Source organism: Streptomyces sp. QH1-20, assembly GCF_041283565.1.
Classification (GTDB): Bacteria; Actinomycetota; Actinomycetes; order Streptomycetales; family Streptomycetaceae; genus Streptomyces; species Streptomyces syringius.
This window is the reverse complement of the sequence record NZ_CP166299.1, coordinates 1,246,431-1,270,403: the sequence shown is the minus strand read 5'-3', so window position 1 is coordinate 1,270,403 and position 23,973 is coordinate 1,246,431. Positions and strand designations below refer to the sequence as shown.

Below are 23,973 nucleotides of genomic sequence, written 5' to 3'. Positions count from 1 at the left end.
GTTCCCGCCCGCCCCGCCCGCCACATCGAGTACCGTGCTGGGTCGGTGTCGGATCGGAGCGCGGAGGAGCGGAAAGCATGCAGGCCGGAGCCCCGCGTTGAGAATGCTGCACACATCGGACTGGCACCTCGGCCGGTCCTTCCACCGCGTGGGCCTGCTGGCGGCCCAGCGCGCGTTCATCGACCACCTCGTCGACACCGTGCGCGAGCAGCGGGTCGACGTGGTCCTCGTCGCCGGTGACGTGTACGACCGGGCCGTGCCGCCGCTCACCGCCGTCGAGCTGTTCGACGACGCCCTGCACCGGCTCGCCGACCTCGGCGTACCCACCGTGATGATCTCCGGGAACCACGACTCGCCCCGCCGTCTCGGCGTCGGCGCGGGCCTCATCGAGCGGGCCGGCATACATCTGCGCACCGCACCGGCCGCCTGCGGCACCCCCGTCCTCCTCGCCGACGCGCACGGCGACGTCGCCTTCTACGGCCTGCCCTACCTCGAACCCGCCCTCGTGCGCGAGGAGCTGGGCGCCCGCCGCGGCAGCCACGCCGCCGTGCTGGAGGCCGCGATGGACCGGGTGCGGGCCGACCTCGCCACCCGGCCCGCCGGCACCCGGTCCGTCGTCCTCGCCCACGCCTTCGTCGCCGGTGGCGCCGAGAGCGACAGCGAGCGCGACATCACCGTGGGCGGCGTCGCCGCCGTCCCCGCGGCCGTCTTCGACGGCGTCGACTACACCGCGCTCGGCCATCTCCACGGCGCCCAGACGATCACCGAGCGCGTCCGCTACTCCGGCTCCCCCCTCGCGTACTCCTTCTCCGAGACCGACCACCGCAAGACCATGTGGCTGATCGACCTCGACGCCGAAGGGGCGGTCACCGCCGAGCGGCTCGACTGCCCCGTGCCGCGCCCGCTCGCCCGGATCCGCGGCCGTCTCGACGACCTCCTCGACGACCCGCGACTGGAGCGGCACGAGCAGGCATGGGTCGAGGCCACGCTCACCGACCCGCACCGCCCCCAGGAGCCCATGGCCCGGCTCGCCCGGCGCTTCCCGCACGTGGTGAGCCTCGCCTTCGAACCCGACCGGGCCCCCGAGGACCCGCTCGCCTCCTACGCCCAGCGGCTGCGGGGCCGGACCGACCGGCAGATCGCCGAGGACTTCGTGGCGCACGTGCGCGGCGGCCGGGGCGCCGACGCGGCCGAGGCCGCCGTGCTCACCACCGCCCTCGACGCCGTACGGCTGGCCGGGACCGAGACCGTCCGCGAGGAGACCCGATGAGGCTGCACCGGCTCACCGTCACCGCCTTCGGCCCCTTCGGCGCCACCCAGCACGTCGACTTCGACGAACTGTCCGCCGCCGGACTGTTCCTGCTGCACGGGCCCACCGGCGCGGGCAAGACGTCCATCCTCGACGCGGTCTGCTACGCCCTCTACGGCACAGTCCCCGGCGCCCGCCAGGGCAGCGGACTGACCCTACGCAGCGATCACGCCGAGCCGGGCACCCCCACCGAGGTGACGCTCGACCTCACCGTCGGCGGACGGCGCCTGGAGATCACCCGCCGGCCCGAGCAGCCGCGCCCCAAGAAGCGCGGCACCGGTGTCACCCGCGAGAAGGCCTACAGCGCGCTCCTCGAACACAAGGACGGCCACTGGCAGGGCCTCAGCCGCTCCCACCAGGAGATCGGCGAGGAGATCAAGCAGCTGCTCGGCATGAGCCAGGAACAGTTCTGCCAGGTCGTCCTCCTGCCGCAGGGCGACTTCGCCCGCTTCCTGCGCGCCGAGGACGCCGCCCGCGGCAAGCTGCTGGGCAAGCTCTTCGACACCGGCCGCTTCGCCGCCGTCGAAGCGCACCTCGCCGAGCTGCGCAGGACCGCGGAGAAGCAGGTCACCACCGGTGACGAGCGGCTGCTCGCCCTCGGCCACCGGATGCGGCAGGCCGCGGCCGACCCGTCGCTGCCCGAGGTCGGCACGCCCGCGCCCGCGACCGTGGCCCCGCCCGGCACGCGACCCTCCCGCCCCGCCTCCGTACCGGCGCAGCGCGCCGCCGAGCCGCCCCTGGCCCCCGGCGCCCCCGGACTGGCCGAGGCCGTCCTGGAATGGGCGGCCCTCGCCCGGAGCAACGCCCGCGAGCGCCGCGACATCGCCGCGGCCGCTGCCAGGGCCGCCGACGAGGCCCACCGCGCCGCACGGGAGGAAGCCGACGCGGTACGCGAACGGGACCGCCTCCAGCGCCGCCACGCCGACGCCCGGCAGCGGGCCCTCGCCCTCGAGGAGCGCCGCGAGGAAACGCGGCGGGTGCGCGAGCGGCTGGACCGGGCCCGCGCCGCCGAGTCCGTCGCCCCCGTCCTGGAACTCCGCGACCGGGCCGAGCGCGCCCACCGCGACGCCCTCGCCGCCGAAACGCGGGCGCGGCGGGCCCTGCCGGCCGAGCACGCCGACAGCGGGGCCGAGACGCTGGCGGCGCTGGAGCGGCGGCTCCACGAGGAACTCGGCTCCCTCGCGGGCGCCCGCCGCGCCGAACAGCGGGCCGCCGACATCGCCGCCGAGCGCGCGAACCTCGAACGCGACGCCCGCCTGGACGAGGACACCCTCACCGACACGGCCGACTGGCTCGCCGGTTGGGAGACCCGGCGCGCGGCCCACGAGCAGCGCGTCGAGACCGCCCGGGAGGCGGCCACCCGGGCCGCCCGCCTGGAGGGCGAGCTGGCCCCCGCCCGGCAGCGGCTCGGCGCCGCCGTCGAACGCGACCGCCTGGCCGGCCAGGTCGAGGAAGCCGAGGAACGGCTGCGCGGCGCCCGCGAGCGGGCCAACGCGGCCCGCGAGCACTGGCTGGACCTCAAGGAACGCCGGCTGCTGGGCTTCGCCGCCGAGCTGGCCGCCGCACTCGTCCCGGGCGAGGCGTGCAAGGTGTGCGGCTCCACCGAGCACCCCGACCCGGCGCGGACCGCGGCCGACCACGTGGACCGCACCGACGAGGAACGCGCGCTGGAGACCTCCCGGCGGGCCGACGCCGCACGCGAGGAGACCGACCGGCGGCTGCACACCCTGCGCGAGGCCCTCGCAGCGGCCACCGCCGGGGCGGGCACGGCCACCGTCGCCGAACTGACCGCCGCCGCCGAGGACGTCCTGCGCGCCTTCACCGAGGCGCGGGACGCGGGCTCGGGCGCCCACGCCGCCCGCGAGGCGCTGGAACGCGCCGAGCGCGAGTACGAGCTGCGCCGCGAGGAACGCCAGGCCGCGCAGCTGCGCAGCTCCGCCCGCACGGCCCACCGGGAGCGACTCGACGCGCAACTGGCCGCGCTGGAGGAGGAGTTGAGTCAGGCGCGCGGCGGCGCGGCGACCGTCGCGCAGCGCGCGACGCTGCTGGAGCGGCAGCTCATCTCCCTCGCCGAAGCGGCCGAGACGGTACGGGCGGCACAGGACGCGGCGACGCGGCTGAAGGAGGCCGACGCCCGTCTCGCCGACGCCGCCTACAGCGCGGGCTTCGACACCCCCCAGGGCGCGGCCGACGCGCTCCTGACCGCCGCCGAGCAGCAGGAGCTGCACCACCGCCTCGACCGGTGGCAGCGGGAGGAGACCGAGGTCGCCGCCCAGCTGGCCGACCCGGCCGCGGCGGCCGCCGCCGCGCTTCCCCCCGCCGACCCACGGGCCGCGCAGGAAGCCGCCGACACCGCCGGCCGCGCCCTGCAGCGTGCCTACGCCGAGGACGCCGCCGCCCGCACCCGCTGTACGGAACTGGACCGGCTCTCCGCACAGGCCACCGCCGACGCGCACCGGCTCGCGCCCCTGCGCGAGGAGCACCACCGGGTGGCGTCCCTCGCGTCCCTGGCCGCCGGCACCTCCGCGGACAACGAGCGCAAGATGCGCCTGGAGTCCTACGTCCTCGCCGCCCGGCTCGAACAGGTCGCGGCCGCCGCCACCGCCCGCCTCCAGCGCATGTCCGCCGGCCGCTACACCCTCGTCCACTCCGACCAGCGCACCGGCGGCCGCGGCCGCTCCGGCCTCGGCCTGCACATCATCGACTCCTGGACCGGCAGCGAACGCGACACCGCGACCCTCTCGGGCGGCGAGACGTTCTTCGCCTCGCTCTCCCTGGCCCTCGGCCTCGCCGACGTCGTCACGGACGAGGCGGGCGGTATGCGGCTCGACACGCTCTTCATCGACGAGGGCTTCGGCAGCCTCGACGAGCAGACCCTGGACGAGGTCCTCGACGTCCTCGACTCACTGCGCGAGCGGGACCGCACGGTCGGCATCGTCAGCCACGTCGCCGACCTGCGCCAACGCGTTCCGGCGCAGCTCCAGGTCGTCAAGGACCGCTCGGGCTCGGCCGTACGGCACCGAACGGCCGCCCTCAGCGGCTGAGCGCCCGGCGGGCCAGCGGCGAGGAGTAGACGATGCTGGTGGTCACCGAGCCGAGCGCGCCGATCCGGCCCGCGACCTCCTCCAGGTGCCGCATCGACCGCGCGGCCACCTTGATCACGAAGCAGTCGTCGCCGGTCACATGGTGCGCCTCCAGGATCTCCGGCGTCGTGTCCAGCAGATCGTGGAAGGGCTTGTAGTTCCCGTTCGGATAACGCAGCCGAACGAAGGCGAGGACGGGCAGCCCCAGCTTCTCGGGATCCACGACAGCGGTGTACCCGCCGATGATCCCGGCCTCCTCCAGCCGCCGCACCCGCTCGGTCACGGCACTGGAGGACATGTTCACGGTGCGCGCCAACTCGGCGAAGCCCGCGCGCCCGTTGCTCTGCAGGGCGTCGAGGATGCGCCAGTCCGTGGCGTCGGGGGAATAGCCGGTCATGGGCGATGTCTAGCAGTGAAATCCCCGGATGAACAGGGTTTTTGTCGTGGATCACACCGGGCGCGACGCGATGGGCCGGGGCCTCCGGGCTCGGCTCTTACGGAGCCGAGGAGGCCGGGGCGCGGGCGCGGCCGCGCCCGCGCGGGGCCCGGAAAGGCCCGCACCGGGACGGCAGCTGTCGGATGGCGGCCCCGGCCGTGACGTCTCCTGAAACCCTCGCGTCGGTCAGCCCGACGCGGCGGACAGGAGCACGTCCACGAGCCTGTCCGCCGCGTCCGGCCGTCCGTGTGACCGGGCGCGCTCCGCCATGGCCGCTCGCCGCACGGGGTCCGTGAGGAGCGGGCCCACCGCGTTGCCGAGGGTTTCCACGGTCACCTCGCCGAGCAGGGCGACGGCCGCCCCGGCGTCCTCCAGGTGCCGTGCGTTGTGCGCCTGTTCGTTCCCGGCCGAGGAGGCGAGTGGGACGAAGACCGCCGGCTTGCCCAGCGCGGTCAGTTCGGCGAGCGTCCCGGCGCCGCTGCGGGAGATCACGACGTCCGCGAGCGCCAGCACGTCGGGGAGCTCCGGGCCGACGAACCCGGCGAGGTAGTACCGGCCCCACAACTCCGGCGGCAGGGCTGCCACGTGCTGCCGCAGCCCTTCGACGTTGGCCGGCCCGCACTGGTGGATCACGTTCGCCCGCCCCAGCAGCCACGGCAGCGCATCCCGCACGACGTCGTTGATCTGCTGGGACCCCTGCGCGCCGCCGGTGACGTACACGGTCGGCAGACGCCGGTCGAAGCCGTACAGCCCCAGCGCCTCCACCGCCTTGTCCGGATGCCCGGTCAGCACCTCGGGGCGGATCGGATTTCCGGTGACGACCGCGGCATCCCGCACCGACTCCGGCAGGAGCGGCAGCGACGACTCCGACGACACCGCGATCCTCGTCGCCGAACTCGCCAGCTTCCGGTTGGCCAGGCCCAGGCGCACCGTCTGCTCGTGGAGCACCAACGGACGGCGGCACATCCGGGCGGCCAGTCCGGCGGGCACGGCCACGTAGCCGCCCGTGGCGAGCACCACGTCCGGCTGGAAGTCGGAGACGATCTTCCGTGCCTGAGCCACACCGAGCGGTACCCGAGCCATGTCCCGGACGTTCGCCGGACTCACCATCTTCAGCGGGTTGCTGGAGCGGCGTATCTTGCCCGTGGCCACGGTCGTGAACGCGATGCCCTCGGCCGGTGCCACCCGGGCCTCCAGGCCGTCCGCCGTGCCGATCCACAGGACGTCGAGTGCCCTGCCGTCAGCCGCCAACCGGCGCTGCAACGCGCGGATCGCGGTCAGGGCGGGATAGGTATGGCCCCCGGTACCTCCTCCCGTGACGATCAGGCGGAAGGTGCGGGAGAAAGAAGCAGCGCTGTTCACCCGGCGCACCCTACTGGCTGCCCGCCCTCGGTGCGCACTTGCGTCCGCACCATTGCCCGCCCACCCGCGAACGTCTGCCCCGCGCTACGACTTCGCCGAGGCACCGGGCAGCACGCCGGAAATCCGCAACAGCTTGCCCTCCCGGTTGCTGACGTAGACCCGGCCCTTGTCACGGTCCAGCCCTACGCCACAGGCCTGACCGAGCCCCTCGGCCACCGGGCGCTGAAAGCCCTTGGTCTCGCCGTCGGCCACCACGACCTCATTCAGTTTGCCGCCGGTGTAGGAGGCGTAGGCGCTGTCCGCGCCATCCAGCGCCACGCGGATGGTGTTTCCGAGATTGGTGGCAACGGCCTGCGGGGTGCCTTCCTTCGCCTGCAAATCGACCTCGTACAGCCCGCCGACGTCATACTGACCGACGTACGCCTTGCTCCCGACCAGCGCGACTCCCGAGGCCCTCGGCACGGCCCAGGTGCGCTGCTTCTGCGCCGGTTCGCTGCTCAGGTCGAACTCGACCAGTTCGCCCTTGTTGACGTCGGTGACATAGGCCTTCTTGTTCGGCACATCCAGCGCGACGCCGTACGCGGGCAAATCCTTGGCGGCCGCGACCGGGGAGACGGAACGGTCGGACAGGTTCACCGTGAACAGGCCCTTGCCGCCGTATTCGGCGACGTAGGCCTTGTTGCCCGGGAGGTCCAGCGCCACATCGTTGACGTAGCCCAGCCCCTTCAACTCCCAATCGATTTTGCCGCTGGCGAGGTCCACCTTGTACAGCTTGCCGCCGTTGTAGTCGGTGACGTACGCCTTCTGGTCCCCCAGGTCGAGCGCGAGGCCCTCGGCCCTCCCCAACCCGGCGGCGACCTCGAAGGGCGCCTCCTTCGGGATCTCTTTCTCCTGGCCGTCACTCTTGTGCAGCGGGTGCTGTTTCACATCAAAATTGAGCTTTTCCAGCTCGAATACCTCGTGGACCCCGGCGAGGGTGGAAACGACCTCCGCTTCCCCTTTTTGCCTGAACGGCTTGCCTTCGTCGTTCAAGTCGAAGGTCTCCGCAGCCGTACCGGTCTCACCGATTTTCCATGCGATCACCTTGGCGTACTTCGGCTCCTTGGCCTGTGGGCCCTCCGGGCGGATCTCCTTCACCTCCACCGGCTCGGGGTAGTACAAGGCGACCCACCCACCGAAGGAGACCGGGAATTCGTAGTCGAACCTCCGCACCTGGCGTCGCTGCGTGGCCAGGACGTCCACCCGGCTGCCGACCTCTCCGTTCAGCGTGGACGATGTCTTGAACCCGGTGGTCAACGAACCACTGACAGAAGCAGTGATCCCCAGCATCAGCTGTGCCGACACTTCCCCGGTGCCCGTGGCGGTACTCGTGGCTGTCGTCGTGCTGGTCATTTGCGACTGGGACTCCGCGTCGACGCCCTGATTGTCCTTGCTGTTCTTCAGGGTGATCTTCTCGGATTGGTTCATCGCCATGCTCTTCTGCAGCTGCTGCTGGAGTGACGCGGTGGCTTTGGCTCCGAACGTCAGCTGCACCTGCCCCTGGAGCGACCAGCTGATGGTGTTCGAAATCGAGAACTCGACCGTGTGCGACCAGGTGGTGGGCTTGGGGTCGGTTCGGTTGATGTACGTCTGCTTGGAGATCACGTCGGGAGGCGGCTGCACGATGTCGCCCCGCTCTTCGACAAGCGGTACGCCCACCGTCATATAGGCGCGCCACCCGCGCTCGTGCGCCGAGGGCTCCCCCGACGGAAAGTCGAATCGCCCCTTGTTCAAGGAAAACCCGGTGGGGTAGACGTACCGGTCCTCCCCGTTCGGCTTTTTCTTCTCGGCCTTCCTCTTCAGTTTCTCTTTGTTCTGCTCCAGGATGGCCGGGGCCCGGTCGGCGATCTTGAGTTCCTTCAGATTTTTTCCGGTCAGTGGGTGGCGGATGAATCGTTCACCGAGATGAGCTGTGCTCACGTTGTTCTTGATGGCGTCTGCCATGCCCTTCAGCCTCCTTGTGTCGCAGAACTGAACGATGTCTCGGTGATCGGCCCTCACTCCTTGGTCGACGGCCACTCCCTTACCGACCCGTCTGCATTCCTCTTGACGTTTTTGACCTGTTCGCGATTGTCCTTCTTCAGCTTCGCCCGATCTTCGTCGCTGATCTTTGGCTTGTCCTCGTCCTTGATCTTCACCTCCATCTTTTCGGACACCTTGTCCACGGTCGAAGAGGCCATACCGGATGTCGTTTCGGGGTTTTCGCTGGCTTTCTGCTGATTGGTGGCTGCCGTCTGGGTGTTCTTGAACAGCGGGGCGAGGAAGCTGTTCGCGATATTGAGCGCCTCGGGCGACGTCTCGCGCACGATCTTCGGGTCGCGCGGAGCTGTATCAATGCCCTCGTAGAGCTCCGGATCGACTCCTTCGTCCTCGGGGCGAACGCCAGGAATATGGGAATGGATTTTCCGGGCGGACTCTTCGGCGGACTTGGCTTCACTTCCGCCGCCGCCGAAGATGTTCTTGAAAGACATGAGCTTCCCTCCGAATCCTCTGGTGGACGCAAAATCACTCCTTGCGTCATCCACCGTGTGCACCGGGAACTTCGTGTGCGTGCCTACCCCGCCGGTGATCGATCCATTCGGCTCGGCCCTGTGGTTGTGGCCCGTCATCTGGCTGTGAGCCGGTCGTGACGTACTTTCTGGCCCGCTATGGCGGCTGGAATCGATCCCTGGTTGCTTTCTCATTGAACGACGCTTTGGAATGGCTTTGCCCGTCACCTGCAAAAAACCAACGCGAAGGGCCCGATTCGGGGCGTTGTCGAACTGCAGATGGAATTGAGTCCTGGCCAATGCGGTGGCGCCGATAGTGAGTCGAAACTGGTGGGTCTGCTGTTTATTGGCCAGGCGTGAGTGCCAGAAGTGGGGGACATGGCGGCGTCGGCCGGCGCCGACGGCGCAGGAGGATCTGCGGCTGCGGGTCGGTGCGGCCGGACCGGGGCTTCGGGCACCGGACCCGATCGCTCACGGCGCCGGTCCATGGCGCCCGGGGAATGCCCGGCCATGAGTGGCATCCGGCGGTGAAATCCCCGGATGAACAAGGGATGTGCCGGGGAAGCGCTGTTCACCGCAGCGATCATGGACCGTAGATTTTTGGTCATGACCTCCACGACAGCCTCGCTTCCCCAGCCCACCGGGACCCCGGCCGCCCCCGCCCTCAGCCCCGTCCTCGCCATGCCGCCCGCGGCCCCCGCCGACGCCGCGGCCTACTTCGCCGCCCGCCTCGCCTTCCACACCGACGTCGCCGACGTACACGCCTCGCTGGCGGCCGGGGCCACGGACTTCGTGGTCGTCGACTCGCGCAGCACCCCCTCCTGGGACCAAGGTCACATCCCGGGCGCCGTGCACCTCCCGACGGCCCAGATCCCGCGGCTCGCGGCTGAGTTCCTCGACCCGGCCGTCCCCGTCGTCGTCCACTGCTGGGGCCCGGGGTGCGACGGTGCCACCCGCGCGGCCCTCGCGCTCGCCCGCCTCGGCTATCGCGTCAAGGAGATGCTCGGCGGTATCGAGTACTGGATCCGCGAGGGCTACGCCGTCGACACTTGGGAGGGCCCGCGGCAGCTGCCGGCCGACCCGCTGACCGCCCCCGTCGGGTCGGACGACTGCGGCTGCTGAGCCGGGGCCGCAAGCCCCTGCCGCAGCCGGTACCGGACCGGTACCGTGGAGCAATGCCGGCACTCAACGTGGAATTCACCGAACAGGAACTCGCGGACATCCGCGAGGCCGCCGCCGCCGACGGCAAGAGCATCAAGGCGTACGTGCACGACCTGTCCGTGCGCGAGCAGCAGCGCCGCCGCTTCGTGGAACGGGCCGCGAAGTTCTGGAACGAGAACATGGCCGAGTTCGACGCGGCCTTCCCCGAGGAGGCCCCGCCGTCCGCGGGGCGGGGCGCGGCGGCCTGATGGCTCTGCTCATCGATCTGCCCTGGCTCCTGGGCGTACAGGAGCAGAAGCTGCACGAGGAGCCCGCCGTGCACGACTACACGGCGCTCCACGCGGCCGTGTCCCGGCACGCCTTCGACGTGGCGCGGTTCGACTACCGGCCCGATGCCGCCTGGCGTGCCGCCGCCCTGATGCACACGCTCGTCCGGCTCCAGCCGCTGCCGGTGCGCAGCAGTCTGTACGCGTGCATGGTCGTCGTGGCCTACATGGCCGCCGCCGGCGAAGGCATCGACCCGCCCTACGGGGCCGTCGTCGATCTCGCCCGGGACATCAAGGAGTTCCGCGTCGAGGTGTACGAATGCGCCGAGCGCATCCGTGCCTGGCGCATCTGACCGGACCTGAGCGGTTCCGGCGACCGGCCGGCCGGTGCCGTCATGGTGCGGACGTCGCCGTCGCCGGCGCCAGACGTGCGGTGATCACGAGCGTGCCCTCCTCGATCTGGTAGTCCAGCGGCAGATCGAGGGCGCGCATCGCCGCGACCATCCCCGTGTTCGAGGCCTGGGTCACGGCGTAGACGCTTTCGCACCGTGCCTCCCCGGCCAGCTCCACCAGCCGGCCGAGCAGCTCGGCGCCCACGCCCCGGCGCTGCCAGTCGTCCTCGACGAGGAGGGCGACCTCGGTCTCGTCGCCGTCCCACAGCAGATGGCCGAGGGCGACGAGACGGCCGGAGGCGGTGTACGCGGCCAGGGTGCGGCCGAAGCGCGGGCTGAGGAGGTGGCGCAGATAGCGGTCGGCGTCACCGATCGGCCCGTGGTAGCGCAGGGCGAGCGTCGCGGGGGAGCAGCGGTCGTGCATCTCGCGCGCCGCCACGAGGTCGCCGGGGCCGGCCCGGCGGACGGTGATCGCGTTGCCCTCGGGGAGCGTCAGCACGTCGCTGCGCGGCGGTACGCGCGGACCGAGTCGCGCGTCCAGCTCGACCAGCGCGCGGGCGCGGGCGAACTCCGTGGGGGTGAACGGCAGATACGGACGCTCGATGGTGATCGAGCCGCCGGACGGGTCGCGCAACCGCATCACCGTCTCCTCCCACACCCCTTCCGCGGGCACCGGCTCGGCGGGGGTGCCGCTGCGCGGTGAGCGCGCCGGGATCGAGTGGATCGTGCACCGGCCGAGCAACTGCCGGAGCACGAGGGGGAGTTCGGAGGCGTCGAGCGCGGTGCGGGTGGCGAGGTTCAGCACCCGGGTCGGGGCGTCCACGAGGTCGTGGGCGTCCGCCCGCTCCAGCCAGGTGCCGCTGCCGCCCCCGGTGGCCACGGCCTGGGTCAGCACACCGGGCGGCAGCGCCGCCGGGGCACGCAGCAGCAGCTCGTCCACGGTGCCGTCGGCCAGCGGGTGGGTCTGGAGGGAGAGGATGTCGACGCGGTGGTGCGCCAGTGCCTGGCACAGCGCGGCCAGGCTGCCCGGCTCGTCGCGCACGGTGGTGCGCATCCGCCACAGCGTCGTCGCCCCCGTGTCCGCCTGCGGACGGGATCCGGAGACGGGGGCCGGGGCACTTCCGGCGCCCCGGGGCCCGTCCCCCGTCGACGGGGGAGCGGCGGGGTGCCGCCGGGCCCACCAGGTGTGGAACCCGGCCGTCGCCAGCAGGGCGGCGGCGGAGGCGACCAGCAAGGTGGGGCCGTCGGGGCCGTGCACGACGGTGTTGGCCACGGAATCGGCGGCGGCCACCGCGGTGAACAGGGCGGCCAGTTCGACCAGGTCCCGCCGCCAGTGATGGGGCCGGTGAGCGCGCTTCGCGGGGATCTCGTCGGTCATGCACCCACCCTGACCCAGCGGTGTTGCGTGATCACGAACGTCCTGTGACCGATGGGTTAAGGGCCCTTGCGAACTCTTCCGTACGAAGCGCCCGATTCCGTCGCCTACCGGGGGGTCATGCTCCGCTTCCGCCCGACCCCAGGTCCTTCAGCGCGTCCTCCACGGCCCGGTGGAACGTCGGATACGCGTAGATCATGTGCCGCAGCGACGCCACCGGCACCTCGGCCCGGACCGCCACGGCCAGACCGTACAGCACCTCGCCGCCCGCCGGACCCGCCGAGGTCGCGCCGACCAGCACCCCGCGGTCCGCGTCCTCGACGAGCTTCACCAGTCCCTCGTTGCCCGCCTTGTGGATCCAGCCGCGTGCCGAGGACGGCACCCGCGAGAGGCCCGTCCGCACGCGCAGCCCCTTCTCCCGGGCCTGCTTCTCCGTCAGGCCCACCGCGCCGATCTCCGGGTCGGTGAAGGTGACGCGCGGCAGGGCGCGGTAGTCGGCGTCGGGGCCCGGCTCGCCGAGCACCGCCCGGACGGCGATGTCCGCCTCGTACATCGCGACGTGGGTGAACGCGCCGTGCCCGGTCACATCGCCCACGCCCCACAGTCCCGGTGCCGCCAGCAACTGCCCGTCGACCGCCAGTGCCCGCGCCTTCGGGTCGAGGCCCACGGTCTCCAGGCCCAGCTCGGTGAGGTCCACCCGACGGCCCGTGGCGACCAGCAGCCGCTCGGCGGTCAGCTCGTCGCCGTCCTCCAGCGTGAGGGTGAAGGTGTCACCGCTGTGCCGCACGCGGCTCGCCCGCGCCCCGGTCCGAAGGGTCAGGCCCTCCTCGCGCAGCACCCCGGCCAGCAGCTCGCCGGCCTCCGGCTCCTCGACGGGGATCAGGGCGTCGAGCGCCTCCACGACGGTGACGCGGGTGCCGAAGCGGGCGTAGACCTGTGCGATCTCCACACCGATCGCGCCTCCGCCGAGCACCAGCAGGGTGCGCGGCGGCTCCTTCGCGGCGATCGCGTCCCGGCTGGTCCAGTACGGCACGTCGGCGAGACCGGGCACCGGCGGGATCTGCGGGCGGGTGCCCGTCGCGAGCACCACACCGCGCCGGGCGTGGAAGGCCTCGGTCCCACCGTCGTCGCCCGTCACCTCCACCCGGCCGGGTCCGGTGAGCCTGCCGCGCCCGCGCGCCAGCCGGCCGCCCTTGCCGGTGAAACGGTCGGCGGCGACCCGGTCGTCCCAGTCGTCGGTCGCCTCCTCGCGGATCCGGGCGGCCACCGGCCCCCAGTCGGCCGTGACCTCTGCGGATCCCGCCATGCCGGGCACGCGCCGCGCCTCCGCCAGCAGATTCCCGGCGCGGATCATCATCTTGCTGGGCACGCAGCCCCAGTACGGGCACTCGCCGCCGACCAGCTCCGCCTCGACGCCCACCACGCTCAGCCCGGCCTCGGCCAGGCTGCCCGCCACCTGCTCACCGCCCGGTCCCATTCCGATGACGACGACATCCACCTGCTCGGCCATGGCGCAGCGCCCCTTCCGTCGGGTCCCGCTCGGTTCGCCCAGGATTTCCCACCTTCCCATCCGCCCCCGGCGGCGTCACTGTCCGACGCGCCCCGGCTGGAGCACCTTGGTGAACAGCACCGTCCCGTTCTCGGCGCGCAGCCGGACGGTCAGCTCGCCGCTGTCCGCGTCGATGGCCACCTCCCCGAAGAACTGGCTGTCCTGCCCGGGCGGCACGTTCGCCGTGGTGGGTGCCTTGACGAAGGGCTGCTCGGGTCCGAAGGTGGCGTCCAGTTCCACCGCCGGGAAGCCGCCCGCGTTCAGCGGGCCCGAGACGAACTCCCAGAACGGCGCGAAGTCCTTGAACGCCGCCCGCGTGGGGTCGTAGTGCTGCGCGGAGGTGTAGTGCACATCGGCGGTCAGCCACAGGGTGCCGGTGATCCGGCGGTGCTTGATGTGCCGCAGCAGCTCGGCGATCTGCAGTTCCCGGCCGAGCGGCGCCCCCGGGTCGCCCTGCGCGACGGCCTCGAAATTCACCGCGCCGTCCGGGACGACCAGGCCCAGGGGCATGTCGGAGGCGATCACCTTCCACACCGCGCGCGAGCGTGACAGCTCCCGCTTGAGCCACGCCAACTGCCGTGCGCCGAGGATGCCGCCGTTGTCGTCGGGCCGCCGGCCGGGGGAGTTGGCATCGCGGTAGGTGCGCATGTCGAGGACGAAGACATCGAGCAACGGACCGTGGCGCAGCACGCGGTAGACCCGGCCGTCCTCGTCGGGCCGCTTGGTGGAGAGGGGGAAGTACTCACCGAAGGCCCGTAGGGAGCGCGCGGCCAGCACGTCGACGCTCTTCTCGGTGTAGCGCGCGTCGTCGAGGATCTGGCCGGGGTACCAGTTGTTACGCACCTCGTGGTCGTCCCACTGGACGATCGAGGGCACCTGGGCGTTGAAGTCACGCAGGTGCGCGTCGAGCAGGTTGTAGCGGAAGGCGCCGCGGAACTCCGCGAGTGTCTCCGCCACCTTCGACTTCTCCGGGGTGGTGAGGTTCCGCCAGGTGCCGCCGCCGGGCAGCGCGACCCGTTCCTGGATCGGCCCGTCGGCGTAGATGGTGTCGCCGCTGCACAGGAAGAAGTCCGGGTCCAGCCGCCGCATGTGCGCGAAGATCCGGTATCCGCCGCGGTCGGGGTTGATGCCCCAGCCCTGTCCGGCGAGGTCTCCCGACCACAGGAAGCGGATGTCCCTCCGGTGCGCCGGGGCGGTGCGGAAGGTGCCGTACACCGGACGGCCGGTGCGCCGCGGGTCGTCGGGGTCGGCGAGGGTGACCCGGTAGTGGATCTGCTCACCGGGCGGCAGGCCGACGAGCGGCGTCCGGCCGGTGAAGTCCGTATCCGGGCCGACGACCGGGCCGACCCAGCGGCGTGCTCTTCGGAACGATTCGGTGGCCGACGTCTCCACGACCATCCGGGCCCTGTGGTCCGAGCGCGCCCACACCAGCCCCGAAGACGCCGTCACATCCCCGACCTGCACGCCCCAATCGGCGCTCGGCCGCCCCGACAGAGCCTGCGCGGGCGCCGCCCCGGCCAGTGCGGGCACCGTCAGCGCGGCGGCCCCGGCCAGCGAGCCCCGCAGCACCGCGCGCCGGTCGACAGCCGTTCCCGGATCCCGGGTCATGAAAACCTCCTGTGTCTCACTGGACCCTTGCTATCGGTGCCACATGCCCCGTGCCCGAACGGACGGTGAACAGATGGGACATCAGGCGACGGGGAAGCGCCGGCCGGCCGGGCGCCGGGTGGTCCTGCGCCGGAGGCCCGAGGACCAGCGACCGATCGCGCGATGATCAAGGGCCGCATAGGCTCGCGCCATGTCTGCCAACGCACGCGCGCACATACGCATCGCCCGCCCCTCCCGTGACCTCGACGCCGCCGAGCGCTTCTGGGTCCAGGGACTGGGACTGTCCGTGGTCTGGCGGCGCGACATCGCCGCCGAGGACCCGCCGGGCGAGGAGTACCGGCTGCTCATGGTGGGCTGGCCGGACGCCGGCTGGCACCTGGAACTGTCCTACGAGGCCGGCGCGCCCACCGCGCCGGTGCCCACGGACGAGGACCTGCTCGTCGTCTACCTCGACGGCCCGGTCCCGGACGAGCTGGTCGCCCGCCTGGAGGAGCACGGCGGCAAGCGCGTCCCCGCACACAACCCCTACTGGGACACATGGGGCGTCACCGTCGAGGACCCGGACGGCTACCGCCTGGTGCTCTCGACGCGTCAGTGGACCAACGTCCCCTTCCCCGGGGCCTGATCACCCGCGCCGCGGCGCGCGTCAGCGGGTGGCGTCGAGGATGACGCGGGCCACCAGCGCGGGATCGTCGTTCATGGGGACGTGCCCGCAGCCGGGCAGCCGGATGAGCCGCGCGCCGGGCATGACCTTCTTGGCGCGGATGCCCTGACGGCGCAGGAGGATCCGGTCGGCGGTGCCCCAGGCGACGGTGACCGGCACCTCGGCGAGGTCGTGGGTGAAAAGCACCGAACGCCCGGCGGCGAGGGTGGCCTCGAAAGCGGTCGCCTCGCGCAGGGCGCGGGTCTCGGCGATCACCGCCTCCGGTGAACGACGGGCGGGCCGGGCGTAGATGGTGGACGTCAGCGCCGCGCGGCCCGCCGCCGTACGGGCCAGCCGCGCCACCGTGTGGGAGGGAAGTCTCAGGGCGCCGTGCCGCATGGCGCGCAGCACCCCGAAGGCATAACGGCGCTCGCCCTCGGTCCAGAACCCGGCCGGGGAGAGGGCGGTGACGGTCCGTACGCGCTTCTCGTGCCCGAGCTGCAGGGCCAGCAGGCCGCCGAGGGAGTTGCCCACGACGTGCGGCCGGTCGAGGTCCAGTGCGTCGAAGAGCGCGCCGAGGACGGCCGTCACCTCCCGCAGACCGTGGCCGACGCCGTCGGGCAGCGCGGGGGAGACACCGAAGCCGGGCAGGTCGACGGCGATGACGTCGCGCTCGGCGGCGAGGGCGCCGACGACCGGGTCCCAGGCCTGGAGGTGATGGCCGATGCCGTGCAGCAGGACCACCGGCTCCCCGCCGCCCACCCGTTCGTAGGCGACCTCCGCGGTCCGCCGTCCGGTGGGGGTCTCTATGGGGAACGAGATCGTGTCGACCATGGGAGCAGCTCCTGTCGTCATCCGCGCTCGGCGTGTGTGAGACAGGATGTCAGCAGCGGTTACCGCTGGGTAGACCTCGGACGCGAGACGCCTCCGCCGCCCGGGGTGAGAGCGGGTTCACGTGGACAACCCGGCGCCGCGTCGGGTGGGATGGGAGGCGTGGGAGACCTGAATACGACTGACGCGGCGCTCGACGTCTTCGAGGAGCACCGGTCCACGCTGACCGGCGTGGCCTACCGCATGCTGGGCCGGGTGGCGGACGCGGAGGACGTCGTCCAGGAGGCCTGGCTGCGCTGGTCCGGCGCGGACCGGGGCGAGGTCCGCGACGCGCGCGGGTATCTGGTGCGCGTCACCACCCGGCTGGCCATCGACCGGCTGCGCCAGGCGCAGTCCCGGCGCGAGGCCTACGTCGGGTCGTGGCTCCCCGAGCCGATCGCCACCGACTTCGGCCACACCGTTCCCGACACCGCCGAGCGGGCCGTGCTCGCCGACTCCGTCTCCTTCGCCGTCCTCGTCGTCCTGGAGTCGCTCTCCCCGCTGGAGCGCGCGGTCTTCGTGCTGCGCGAGGCGTTCGGCTTTCCGTACCAGGAGATCGCCGTCACCCTCGACCGCTCGGAGGCGGCCGTGCGCCAGCTCGCCGGGCGGGCCCGGCGGCACGTCGAGGAGGGCAAGCCGCGCTTCGCCGTGGACCCCGCGAGCCAACGCGACCTCACCGAGCGGTTCCTCGCGGCCGCCACCGGCGGCAGCATCGAGAATCTGCTCGCCCTGCTCGCGCCCGACGTACGGCTCGTCAGCGACAGCGGTGGCCTGGCCAAGGCCCCGCTGCGGGTCATCGACACCGCCGACAAGGTCGGACGGTTCCTCATCGCCGTAGGCCAAGGGGGGCTGCCGGAGCCGGAGTTCCGCTTCATGGAGATCAACGGCCGCCCGGGGCTGTGCGTGCTGTCGCGAGGACGGCCGGACACTGTCTTCAGCCTCGACGTCGCGGACGGGCGCATCACCGCGATCTATCTGATGCGCAACCCCGACAAGCTCGCGGGCCTGACGTCCTAGCCGACGGGCCGCCCCGCCCGGGCGGCCCTCGCCGTCAGAGTCCGCCGGCCACGCGCAGCACGGCGCCCGTGGTGTACGACGCCTCCGGCGACATCAGCCACGCCACCGCCCCCGCGACTTCTTCCGGCTCGCCGGGGCGGCCCATGGGGACGCGGTCGGCGTTGCGCCACGGCCGCTCGGGGTCGCCCATCGAGGCGTGGATATCGGTGACGATCATGCCGGGCTGCACCGAGTTGACCCGGACGCCTTCCTGGGCGAGCTCCTTGGCCAGGCCCACGGTGAGCGCGTCCACGGCGGCCTTGCTCGCCGCGTAGTGCACGTACTCGCCGGGGCTGCCCAGAGTCGCCGCGCCCGAGGAGATGTTCACGATCGCGCCGCCCTGTCCGCCGTGCCGCGTCGACATCTCCAGGGCCGCCCGCCGGGCGCAGATCAGCGCCCCCGTCACATTGACGTCGACGACGCGGCGCATGCGCTCCACGGGCGTCTCGGTGAACCGGCCGAGCAGCCCGGTGATCCCGGCGTTGTTGACCAGACCGGTGATCGGCCCCAGCCGCTCCCGCACGGTGTCGAACAGCTCGTCGACCTGGGACTCGACGCTGGTGTCGGCCTGTACGGCCACACACTTCCCGCCCGCCGCCCGGACCGCGGCCGCGGTCTCCTCCGCGGCGTCCCTGGCCCGTTCGTAGCCGATGCCGACGTGGTGTCCGGCGCGAGCCAGCCGCACCGCGACCGCCGCCCCGATGCCCCGCCCGCCACCCGTGATCACGGTGACCTGATCCATGTTCGCCGCCCCGAGTATGAAGAGCTGATGATCATCGACCGTACCTCTGTCATTGGTCTTGACCAAGTGTGCGTACCGTCCTATGGTCGCAGGGATACTGCAACAACCTTTAATAAAGAAGCGCGCAAAAAGCCTTTGCGGAGGATCAGGGTGGGGACCACGCAGCTGGAAACGGTGCCGGAGCCGAAGTACTGGCACCTGAAGACCGTGCTCACCGACGCACTCGACTCCGAGTTCGCCGTGGGCGAGATCCTGCCCAACGAACGTGAGCTGGCGGCCCGCTTCGGCGTCGCCCGGGCCACGCTCCGACAGGCCCTCGAACAGCTCGAGCTGGAAGGCCGCCTCCAGCGCCGCCGCGGTGTCGGCACCACCGTCGCCCCGCCCCGGGTCGGCGTCGCCGTCGGCGACGCCGAGCACAGCTGGCCCGGCGCGGGCGCCGACAGCTGGCAGCCCGTCGACAGCGTCATGGCCGCCCCGCCCGCCGCCGTCGCCCGCCTCCTCGGCACCGCTGCCGACGCCGCCGTGCACACCGTCCGCCGCACCCGCGGCAACCACGGCCAGCCGGTCGCCGCCGAGCTGCTGTACGTACCGGCGGACAGCGTCCCCTCGCTCGCCGCCATCGGCACGCTCACCGGTGCGGGCCGCGCCCGGGCCGTGCTGCGCGAGCTGCAGCGGCTGGACCTGGAGGGCCAGGACCGGTCCGTCGAGCTCGGCTCGGCCCGTGCCGACGACGCCAAGCAGCTCGACCGGCTGCCCGGCTCGCCCGTCCTCCTCGTCACCACCCGCTACTACGCGAACGGCCGCACCGTCGCCGTCGCCGTGGCCACCTACCGTGCCGACACCTGCAAGCTCACCTTCGGCGACTCGGGCATGCAGCTGCTGGCCGGCTGACGCCGCTCGATCTCCGGGGCCCGGTCAGCGACGTGCCGTGACCGTGCTCTCGACCGCGAAGAGCTGTTCCTCCACGTGGTCGAGGGCCAGTCGCAGCGCGCCCGTCGCCACCGCGGCCTCGCCCAGCAGCGACTGCGCCACCCGCGGCGGCCGCAGACAATAGCGGGCCAACTCGGCCCGCAGCGGCTCCAGCACACCGTCCAGTCCGGCCGCCCAGCCGCCCACCACGACCAGCTCCGGGTCGAGCGCCAGCACCAGCGCCGCCACGTCGTGCACCAGCCGCCGCATGAACCGCTCCACCGCCGCCCGCGCCTGCGCGTCGCCCTCCCGGGCCAGCGTGAACACCCGCGCCACCTGCGCCTCGTCCAGCGGATGCAGCGGCTCCCCGGTGGTGGACAGCACCTCCTCCGGGGTGGCCTCCCGGCCCAGCAGATGCAGTGCGCCGATCTCCCCGGCCGCACCACCGAATCCCCGGTGCAGCCGCCCGCCGATCAGCGAACCGGCCCCCGGGCTCAGCCCCGCGAGCACGAAGACGACATCGTCGGAGTCGGTGGCCGCGCCCTTCCAGTGCTCGGCCACCGCGGCGGCGTTCGCGTCGTTCTCCACCAGCACCGGACAGCGGAACGAGCGGCGCAGCCGCTCCCCGAGCCGCAGCCCGGTCCACTCCGGCAGCGCCGTACCCAGCCGGACCGTCCCGTCCGCCTCCACGATGCCGGGGCTCGCCACCCCCACCGCGCGCAACGAACCGCACGCCACACCGGAGCGCCGCAGCAGATCGGCGACGGCCTCCCGCACCCGCTCCAGCCGCTCGTCGGCCGACGCGGTCTCGGACACCTCCAGGGACGCCGACCCCATGACCCGTCCGCGCAGATCCGCCAGGAGGGCGGCGACCCGGTGCGGCCCGATCTCGATGCCCAGCAGATGCCCCGCCTCGACCCGGAACCTGAAACGCCGCGCCGGGCGGCCCTGGCGGCGTGCCGCGCCCTCCTCGGCGGACGCCTCCATCACGAGGCCGGACTCCATCAGCCCCTCGATCACGCCCTCGACGGTCGGCCGGGACAGCCCGGTCAGCTTGACGAGGTCGGTGAGCGTGGGTGCCGCGGACGGGGCGGCGGTGCGCAACGCGTGCAGGACCACGGCCGAATTGATCCGCCGCAGCAGAGACGGATCCCCACCGGTGAGCCGCCCCAACGTGCCGCCTCCTCGCTTCGCGCGCCCCTTTGCCCTGACGTGCGGATCGTATCCGGTGCCGTGCGGGTCGGCGAGCGTCGGGACGCGGCCCGGACGAGGTGTCCGGGGCTCACCCCGGCGCGACGAATCCCGACTCGTACGCCGCGATCACCGCTTGGGTGCGGTCCCGCGCCCCCAGCTTCGCCAGGACCGCGCTGACGTGCGTCTTCACCGTCTCCGTGCCCAGGGTCAGGCTCGCGGCGATCTCCGGGTTGGACATGCCGCGCGCCATCAGCCGCAGCACGTCCGCCTCCCGGGCCGTCAGCGCCGCCCGCTCCATCGCCGCGCGGGCGCGCTCGTTGCCGTAGGAGGCCGCGAGCCTGCGCAGCGCGGCGGGGAACAGCAGCGAATCGCCCGCGGCCACCGTCCGTACCGCCTGCACGATCTCCGCCGGCGCGGCCCGCTTGAGGAGGAAGCCGTCGGCTCCGGCCCGCAACGCGTCGTAGACATAACTATCGTTTTCGAACGTCGTCACGACCAGGATCTTCGGGGGCGCCGCCACCGTGCGCAGCACCGCCCGGGTCGCCTCGATGCCGTCCAGCAGCGGCATCCGCACGTCCATCGCCACCACGTCCGGCCGCAGGCTCCGCACCAGCGGCAGTACGGCCGCGCCGTCCGCCGCCTCGCCCGCCACCTCGATGTCCGGCTGCGCGGAGAGGATGGCGCGCAGCCCGGCGCGCACCAGGGGTTCGTCGTCCACGAGCAGCACGGTTATCGGCACCCGGCCAGCCTAACGGGGCGTCAGGGCGGCTGCGGGCGGGCCCCGGCGGGGCTCGTGGTGATCAGGCCGCGGACATCGTCGGCATGTCGCCTTCCCGAGTGCCGAGGTCCATCACGGAGAACGGCGCGCCCTGCGGGTCGGTCAGCGCCGCGAACCGGCCGAACGGGGTCCCCATCGGTCCGAACTTCACCTCCCCGCCGCCCTTGACCGCCCTCTCCACCGCCGCTTCGCAGTCGTCCACGGCGAAGAAGACATTGATGTACGGCGGCACCTCGGGCGGAAACTCCTCCGTCATCGCCATCCGCCCCAGCACGGTGTCGTCACCGAGGTTGAACACCTTGAAATCGACCTCGTCGTCCTCCATGCGCTGCGTGCTGTAGGGGAAGACGGCGGGGAAGAAGGCGTCCGCCTTCTCCGGCTGCCGGGTGAACACCTCGGCCCAGCAGAACGCGCCCGTACCCTCGCGTTTCTCGAAGCCCTCGTGGGTCCCCGCCTGCCAGACGCCGAAGAGGACACCGCCCGGGTCCTTCGCGAGCACCATCGAGCCGAAGTCGCCCACCCGCATCGGCTCCAGCAGTATCTCGCCGCCGTTGCCGCTGATCTTCTCGGCGGTGGCGGCGACGTCCGGTGACGCGAGGTACAGACACCAGGCGGCCTCCGTGTCCTGTTCCTGCCCGGGCATCGGCGGGGCCACGGCGGCCACCGCCTTGCCGTCCGCGTACGCCTGTGCGTAATCGCCGAACTCCGCCGCGCTCTCACCGAACGTCCAGCCCAGGAGATCGCCGTAGAAGTGTTTCGCGCCCTCGACATCCGTGAACGTCGCGTCCACCCAGCACGGCATGCCTTCCGCCAGTGCGGCCATGACCTGCTCCCTTCGGCTCGGCCGACACGGTCCCTCTTTTCACGCTAGTCAGTGCCGGGCCCGGCCGCACGGCCGGTCAGCGCAGGGGCAGCACCGCCCGCACGCGCCACCCGTCCTCGTGCGCCCCCGCCTCGGCCTGCCCGCCGAGCAGGGCGGCACGCTCACGGATGCCCCGCAGCCCGCTGCCGCTGCCGGAGACCGTGCCGCCCGCCCCGGACAGCGCGTTGCGGATCTCCAGCTCCACGGTCCGGTCGCGGACGGCGATCCGTACCGACACCGGCACCGGGCCCGCGTGCCGCACCACATTGGTCAGCGCCTCCTGGACGATGCGGTACCCCTCCCGCGACACCGGCCCCGGCACGGTGTCCAGCGCACCGGTCACCTCGGAGGTGACCTGCGCCCCCGAGCCGCGCGCCGCCGTCAGCAGCCGCTCGGCGTCGGCGAGGGTGGGGCGGCCGGCCGCCGGCGGGGCGTCCTCGCGCAGAATGCCCAGCACCCGTTCCAGGTCCTCCAGGGCGTGCCGGCCCGTCTCCTCGATCGCGGCCAGCGCCTGCTCGGTGAACTCCGCGGACCCCGCGGCCCGGGCCGCGCCCGCCTGGACCACGGCCACCGTCAGGGCGTGCCCGACGGAGTCGTGCAACTCCCGTGCCAGGCGGTTGTGTTCCAGCAGCCGTTCCGTGCGCTCCTCCAACGCGGCGAGCCGCTCGGCCGCCGACGGCCCGAGCAGGGCCTTGGCCGTCGCTGCCAGCGCCGCGCCCGCCGCGACGACGAACGCCAGCAGAAAGACCGGAGGCAACGGCGCGAGCAGCGCGTACCACCGGCCCTCGCCCGCCGGCCACCACGGAGCCGGCTCGAGGACCCGTCCACGGTCGGCGGAGCGCAGCAGGGCCCACGTGAGCGGGGGGACCCACACGCTCAGGAACGCCGTCAGTACGCCCAGTTCGTAGCGCAGCACCAGCCAGAGCGCCGTCCGCCACCGGTCGCCCCACGACGCGCTGCGGGAAGCGGGCGTCCCGCCGTCGTGCGCGCCGGGGAACAGCAGCAGCCGGGCCTGCACCCCCTCCGACAGCCGGACCGCCGGGACCATCGCCAGCGCCACCAGCAGGGGCACGGGTGTGATCAGCAGCCAGGCCGCCTGCCGCGTGCCGAGGCCGGCCAGCCCCGGGTGGACGAGCGCGCAGACCGTGGCGAGCACGGTGGCCATGACCAGATGCAGCCAGCGCGTGAAGGTGACGGCCCGGAACACGAGGCGCTGCGGGGCGGGGCGCGGTGGGGCGAGCATGCCGCCATCCTCGCAGCGGCCCCGCTGCGGTCGTGTGGCGGTCTCAGTCGGCGGTGGATTCGGCGGCGGCCCGCAGCCGCTCGTACTCCTCGGTCATCCTCGGCAGCGTCCAGGAGGCGTTCAGACCGCTCGGGTTGGGGAGCACCCAGATCCGCGTCGGGCCGATCGTGCGTTCCTGGGGCCCGATCACCGCGCGCTTGTCGTCGAAGGCGATCCGGTACGCGGTGACGCCGACGACCGCCAGCCACCGGGGCCGCAACCGTGCCACCTTCTCGGTGAGCAGCAGCCCGCCCGCGCGGAACTCCTCCTTGCTCACCTCGTCGGCCCGTGCGGAGGGCCGGTCCACGACGTTGGTGATGCCCAGCCCGTACGCGAGCAGTTCCTCCTGCTCGGCCGGGGCGAGCTGCCGGGGCGTGAAGCCGGACCGGTGCAGCACGGGCCAGAAGCGATTGCCCGGCCTCGCGAAGTGATGGCCCGTGGCTGCGGACATCAGCCCGGGGTTGATGCCGCAGAACAGGACCCGCAGATCCTCCGCGACCACGTCACCTACCACTGTGCGGCCCACCTTGTTTCAACGGAGCAGAGGACATTCCGATGATAGGCGGTA

22 protein-coding genes are annotated in these 23,973 nt (G+C 72.5%); 8 read left to right on the top strand and 14 right to left on the bottom strand.

Annotated elements, in window-relative coordinates; genetic code table 11:
* Window positions 1-97: 97 nt before the first annotated feature.
* Both AB8O64_RS05710 and AB8O64_RS05705 read left to right on the top strand, forming a co-directional pair.
* Window positions 98-1,270: an exonuclease SbcCD subunit D gene (locus AB8O64_RS05710; protein WP_370418165.1), complete on the top strand. Its 1,173-nt coding sequence runs from the start codon at window positions 98-100 to the stop codon at window positions 1,268-1,270.
* Window positions 1,267-4,353 carry an AAA family ATPase gene (locus tag AB8O64_RS05705; protein WP_370418164.1) on the top strand — a complete coding sequence of 1,029 codons (3,087 nt, stop codon included), beginning with the start codon at window positions 1,267-1,269 and terminating at the stop codon, window positions 4,351-4,353. The genes AB8O64_RS05710 and AB8O64_RS05705 overlap by 4 nt, the downstream gene beginning before the upstream one ends.
* On the opposite strand, the gene AB8O64_RS05700 is transcribed toward AB8O64_RS05705, so the two are convergent.
* The 4 genes from AB8O64_RS05700 to AB8O64_RS05685 all read right to left on the bottom strand — a co-directional run bounded on the left by AB8O64_RS05700 (window position 4,343) and on the right by AB8O64_RS05685 (window position 8,700).
* Window positions 4,343-4,789 (bottom strand): Lrp/AsnC family transcriptional regulator, encoded by a 447-nt coding sequence (locus AB8O64_RS05700; RefSeq protein WP_370418163.1) that lies wholly within the window; start codon window positions 4,787-4,789, stop codon window positions 4,343-4,345. The two genes, AB8O64_RS05705 and AB8O64_RS05700, sit on opposite strands and share 11 nt — an antisense overlap.
* Window positions 4,790-5,014: 225 nt before the next feature.
* Window positions 5,015-6,190: a glycosyltransferase gene (locus AB8O64_RS05695; RefSeq protein WP_370418162.1), complete on the bottom strand. Its 1,176-nt coding sequence runs from the start codon at window positions 6,188-6,190 to the stop codon at window positions 5,015-5,017.
* Window positions 6,191-6,274: 84 nt separating this feature from the next.
* Entirely contained in the window at window positions 6,275-8,173 is a 1,899-nt protein-coding gene (locus AB8O64_RS05690) for a YncE family protein (RefSeq protein WP_370418161.1), read from the bottom strand.
* A 53-nt stretch (window positions 8,174-8,226) separates the two neighbouring features.
* Window positions 8,227-8,700: a hypothetical protein gene (locus tag AB8O64_RS05685; RefSeq protein ID WP_370418160.1), complete on the bottom strand. Its 474-nt coding sequence runs from the start codon at window positions 8,698-8,700 to the stop codon at window positions 8,227-8,229.
* Window positions 8,701-9,318: 618 nt separating this feature from the next.
* On the opposite strand from AB8O64_RS05685, the gene AB8O64_RS05680 reads away from it, so the two are divergent.
* Genes AB8O64_RS05680 through AB8O64_RS05670 form a run of 3 tightly spaced genes read left to right on the top strand, consistent with a single transcriptional unit; the run spans window position 9,319 to window position 10,498 of the window.
* Window positions 9,319-9,840 (top strand): rhodanese-like domain-containing protein, encoded by a 522-nt coding sequence (locus tag AB8O64_RS05680; protein WP_370423800.1) that lies wholly within the window; start codon window positions 9,319-9,321, stop codon window positions 9,838-9,840.
* Between the two features lie 53 nt (window positions 9,841-9,893).
* Window positions 9,894-10,127 carry a hypothetical protein gene (locus tag AB8O64_RS05675; RefSeq protein WP_130876588.1) on the top strand — a complete coding sequence of 78 codons (234 nt, stop codon included), beginning with the start codon at window positions 9,894-9,896 and terminating at the stop codon, window positions 10,125-10,127.
* Window positions 10,127-10,498, top strand: a complete 372-nt coding sequence (locus tag AB8O64_RS05670; protein ID WP_130876587.1) for a toxin Doc — start codon at window positions 10,127-10,129, stop codon at window positions 10,496-10,498. Before AB8O64_RS05675 ends, AB8O64_RS05670 begins: the two co-directional genes overlap by 1 nt.
* 40 nt (window positions 10,499-10,538) lie before the next feature.
* Here AB8O64_RS05670 and AB8O64_RS05665 read toward each other — a convergent pair whose 3' ends face one another.
* From AB8O64_RS05665 to AB8O64_RS05655, 3 genes are all read right to left on the bottom strand, one after another.
* Window positions 10,539-11,915, bottom strand: a complete 1,377-nt coding sequence (locus AB8O64_RS05665; protein ID WP_370418159.1) for a GNAT family N-acetyltransferase — start codon at window positions 11,913-11,915, stop codon at window positions 10,539-10,541.
* 115 nt (window positions 11,916-12,030) lie between these two features.
* Window positions 12,031-13,422, bottom strand: a complete 1,392-nt coding sequence (locus AB8O64_RS05660; protein WP_370418158.1) for an NAD(P)/FAD-dependent oxidoreductase — start codon at window positions 13,420-13,422, stop codon at window positions 12,031-12,033.
* Between the two features lie 75 nt (window positions 13,423-13,497).
* On the bottom strand, window positions 13,498-15,069 hold the full coding sequence (locus AB8O64_RS05655; RefSeq protein WP_370418157.1) for an alkaline phosphatase: 1,572 nt from the start codon (window positions 15,067-15,069) through the stop codon (window positions 13,498-13,500).
* A 190-nt stretch (window positions 15,070-15,259) separates the two neighbouring features.
* On the opposite strand from AB8O64_RS05655, the gene AB8O64_RS05650 reads away from it, so the two are divergent.
* The gene (locus tag AB8O64_RS05650; RefSeq protein WP_370418156.1) at window positions 15,260-15,694 is read left to right on the top strand and encodes a VOC family protein; all 435 of its coding nucleotides are present in this window, start codon (window positions 15,260-15,262) and stop codon (window positions 15,692-15,694) included.
* Between the two features lie 21 nt (window positions 15,695-15,715).
* Here the strand turns inward: AB8O64_RS05650 and AB8O64_RS05645 are convergent, their stop codons facing one another.
* Entirely contained in the window at window positions 15,716-16,546 is an 831-nt protein-coding gene (locus AB8O64_RS05645) for an alpha/beta fold hydrolase (protein ID WP_370418155.1), read from the bottom strand.
* Between the two features lie 150 nt (window positions 16,547-16,696).
* Here AB8O64_RS05645 and sigJ point away from each other — a divergent pair, with 150 nt between their 5' ends.
* Complete coding sequence (sigJ, locus tag AB8O64_RS05640; RefSeq protein ID WP_370418154.1) at window positions 16,697-17,599, top strand: RNA polymerase sigma factor SigJ; 903 nt, start codon at window positions 16,697-16,699, stop codon at window positions 17,597-17,599.
* A 34-nt stretch (window positions 17,600-17,633) separates the two neighbouring features.
* Here sigJ and AB8O64_RS05635 read toward each other — a convergent pair whose 3' ends face one another.
* Window positions 17,634-18,380 (bottom strand): SDR family oxidoreductase, encoded by a 747-nt coding sequence (locus AB8O64_RS05635; RefSeq protein WP_370418153.1) that lies wholly within the window; start codon window positions 18,378-18,380, stop codon window positions 17,634-17,636.
* 150 nt (window positions 18,381-18,530) lie between these two features.
* Here AB8O64_RS05635 and AB8O64_RS05630 point away from each other — a divergent pair, with 150 nt between their 5' ends.
* Entirely contained in the window at window positions 18,531-19,271 is a 741-nt protein-coding gene (locus AB8O64_RS05630) for a GntR family transcriptional regulator (RefSeq protein ID WP_370418152.1), read from the top strand.
* Window positions 19,272-19,295: 24 nt separating this feature from the next.
* Here AB8O64_RS05630 and AB8O64_RS05625 read toward each other — a convergent pair whose 3' ends face one another.
* The 5 genes from AB8O64_RS05625 to mug all read right to left on the bottom strand — a co-directional run bounded on the left by AB8O64_RS05625 (window position 19,296) and on the right by mug (window position 23,919).
* Window positions 19,296-20,462, bottom strand: a complete 1,167-nt coding sequence (locus tag AB8O64_RS05625; RefSeq protein WP_365376281.1) for an ROK family protein — start codon at window positions 20,460-20,462, stop codon at window positions 19,296-19,298.
* Between the two features lie 109 nt (window positions 20,463-20,571).
* Window positions 20,572-21,222 (bottom strand): response regulator, encoded by a 651-nt coding sequence (locus AB8O64_RS05620; protein WP_370418151.1) that lies wholly within the window; start codon window positions 21,220-21,222, stop codon window positions 20,572-20,574.
* Between the two features lie 61 nt (window positions 21,223-21,283).
* Window positions 21,284-22,084, bottom strand: coding sequence for a VOC family protein (locus AB8O64_RS05615; protein ID WP_370418150.1), 801 nt, complete (start codon window positions 22,082-22,084; stop codon window positions 21,284-21,286).
* Window positions 22,085-22,160: 76 nt separating this feature from the next.
* Entirely contained in the window at window positions 22,161-23,366 is a 1,206-nt protein-coding gene (locus AB8O64_RS05610) for a sensor histidine kinase (RefSeq protein WP_370418149.1), read from the bottom strand.
* A gap of 43 nt (window positions 23,367-23,409) precedes the next feature.
* Window positions 23,410-23,919: a G/U mismatch-specific DNA glycosylase gene (gene mug, locus AB8O64_RS05605; protein ID WP_356449771.1), complete on the bottom strand. Its 510-nt coding sequence runs from the start codon at window positions 23,917-23,919 to the stop codon at window positions 23,410-23,412.
* Between the last annotated feature and the right edge of the window lie 54 nt (window positions 23,920-23,973).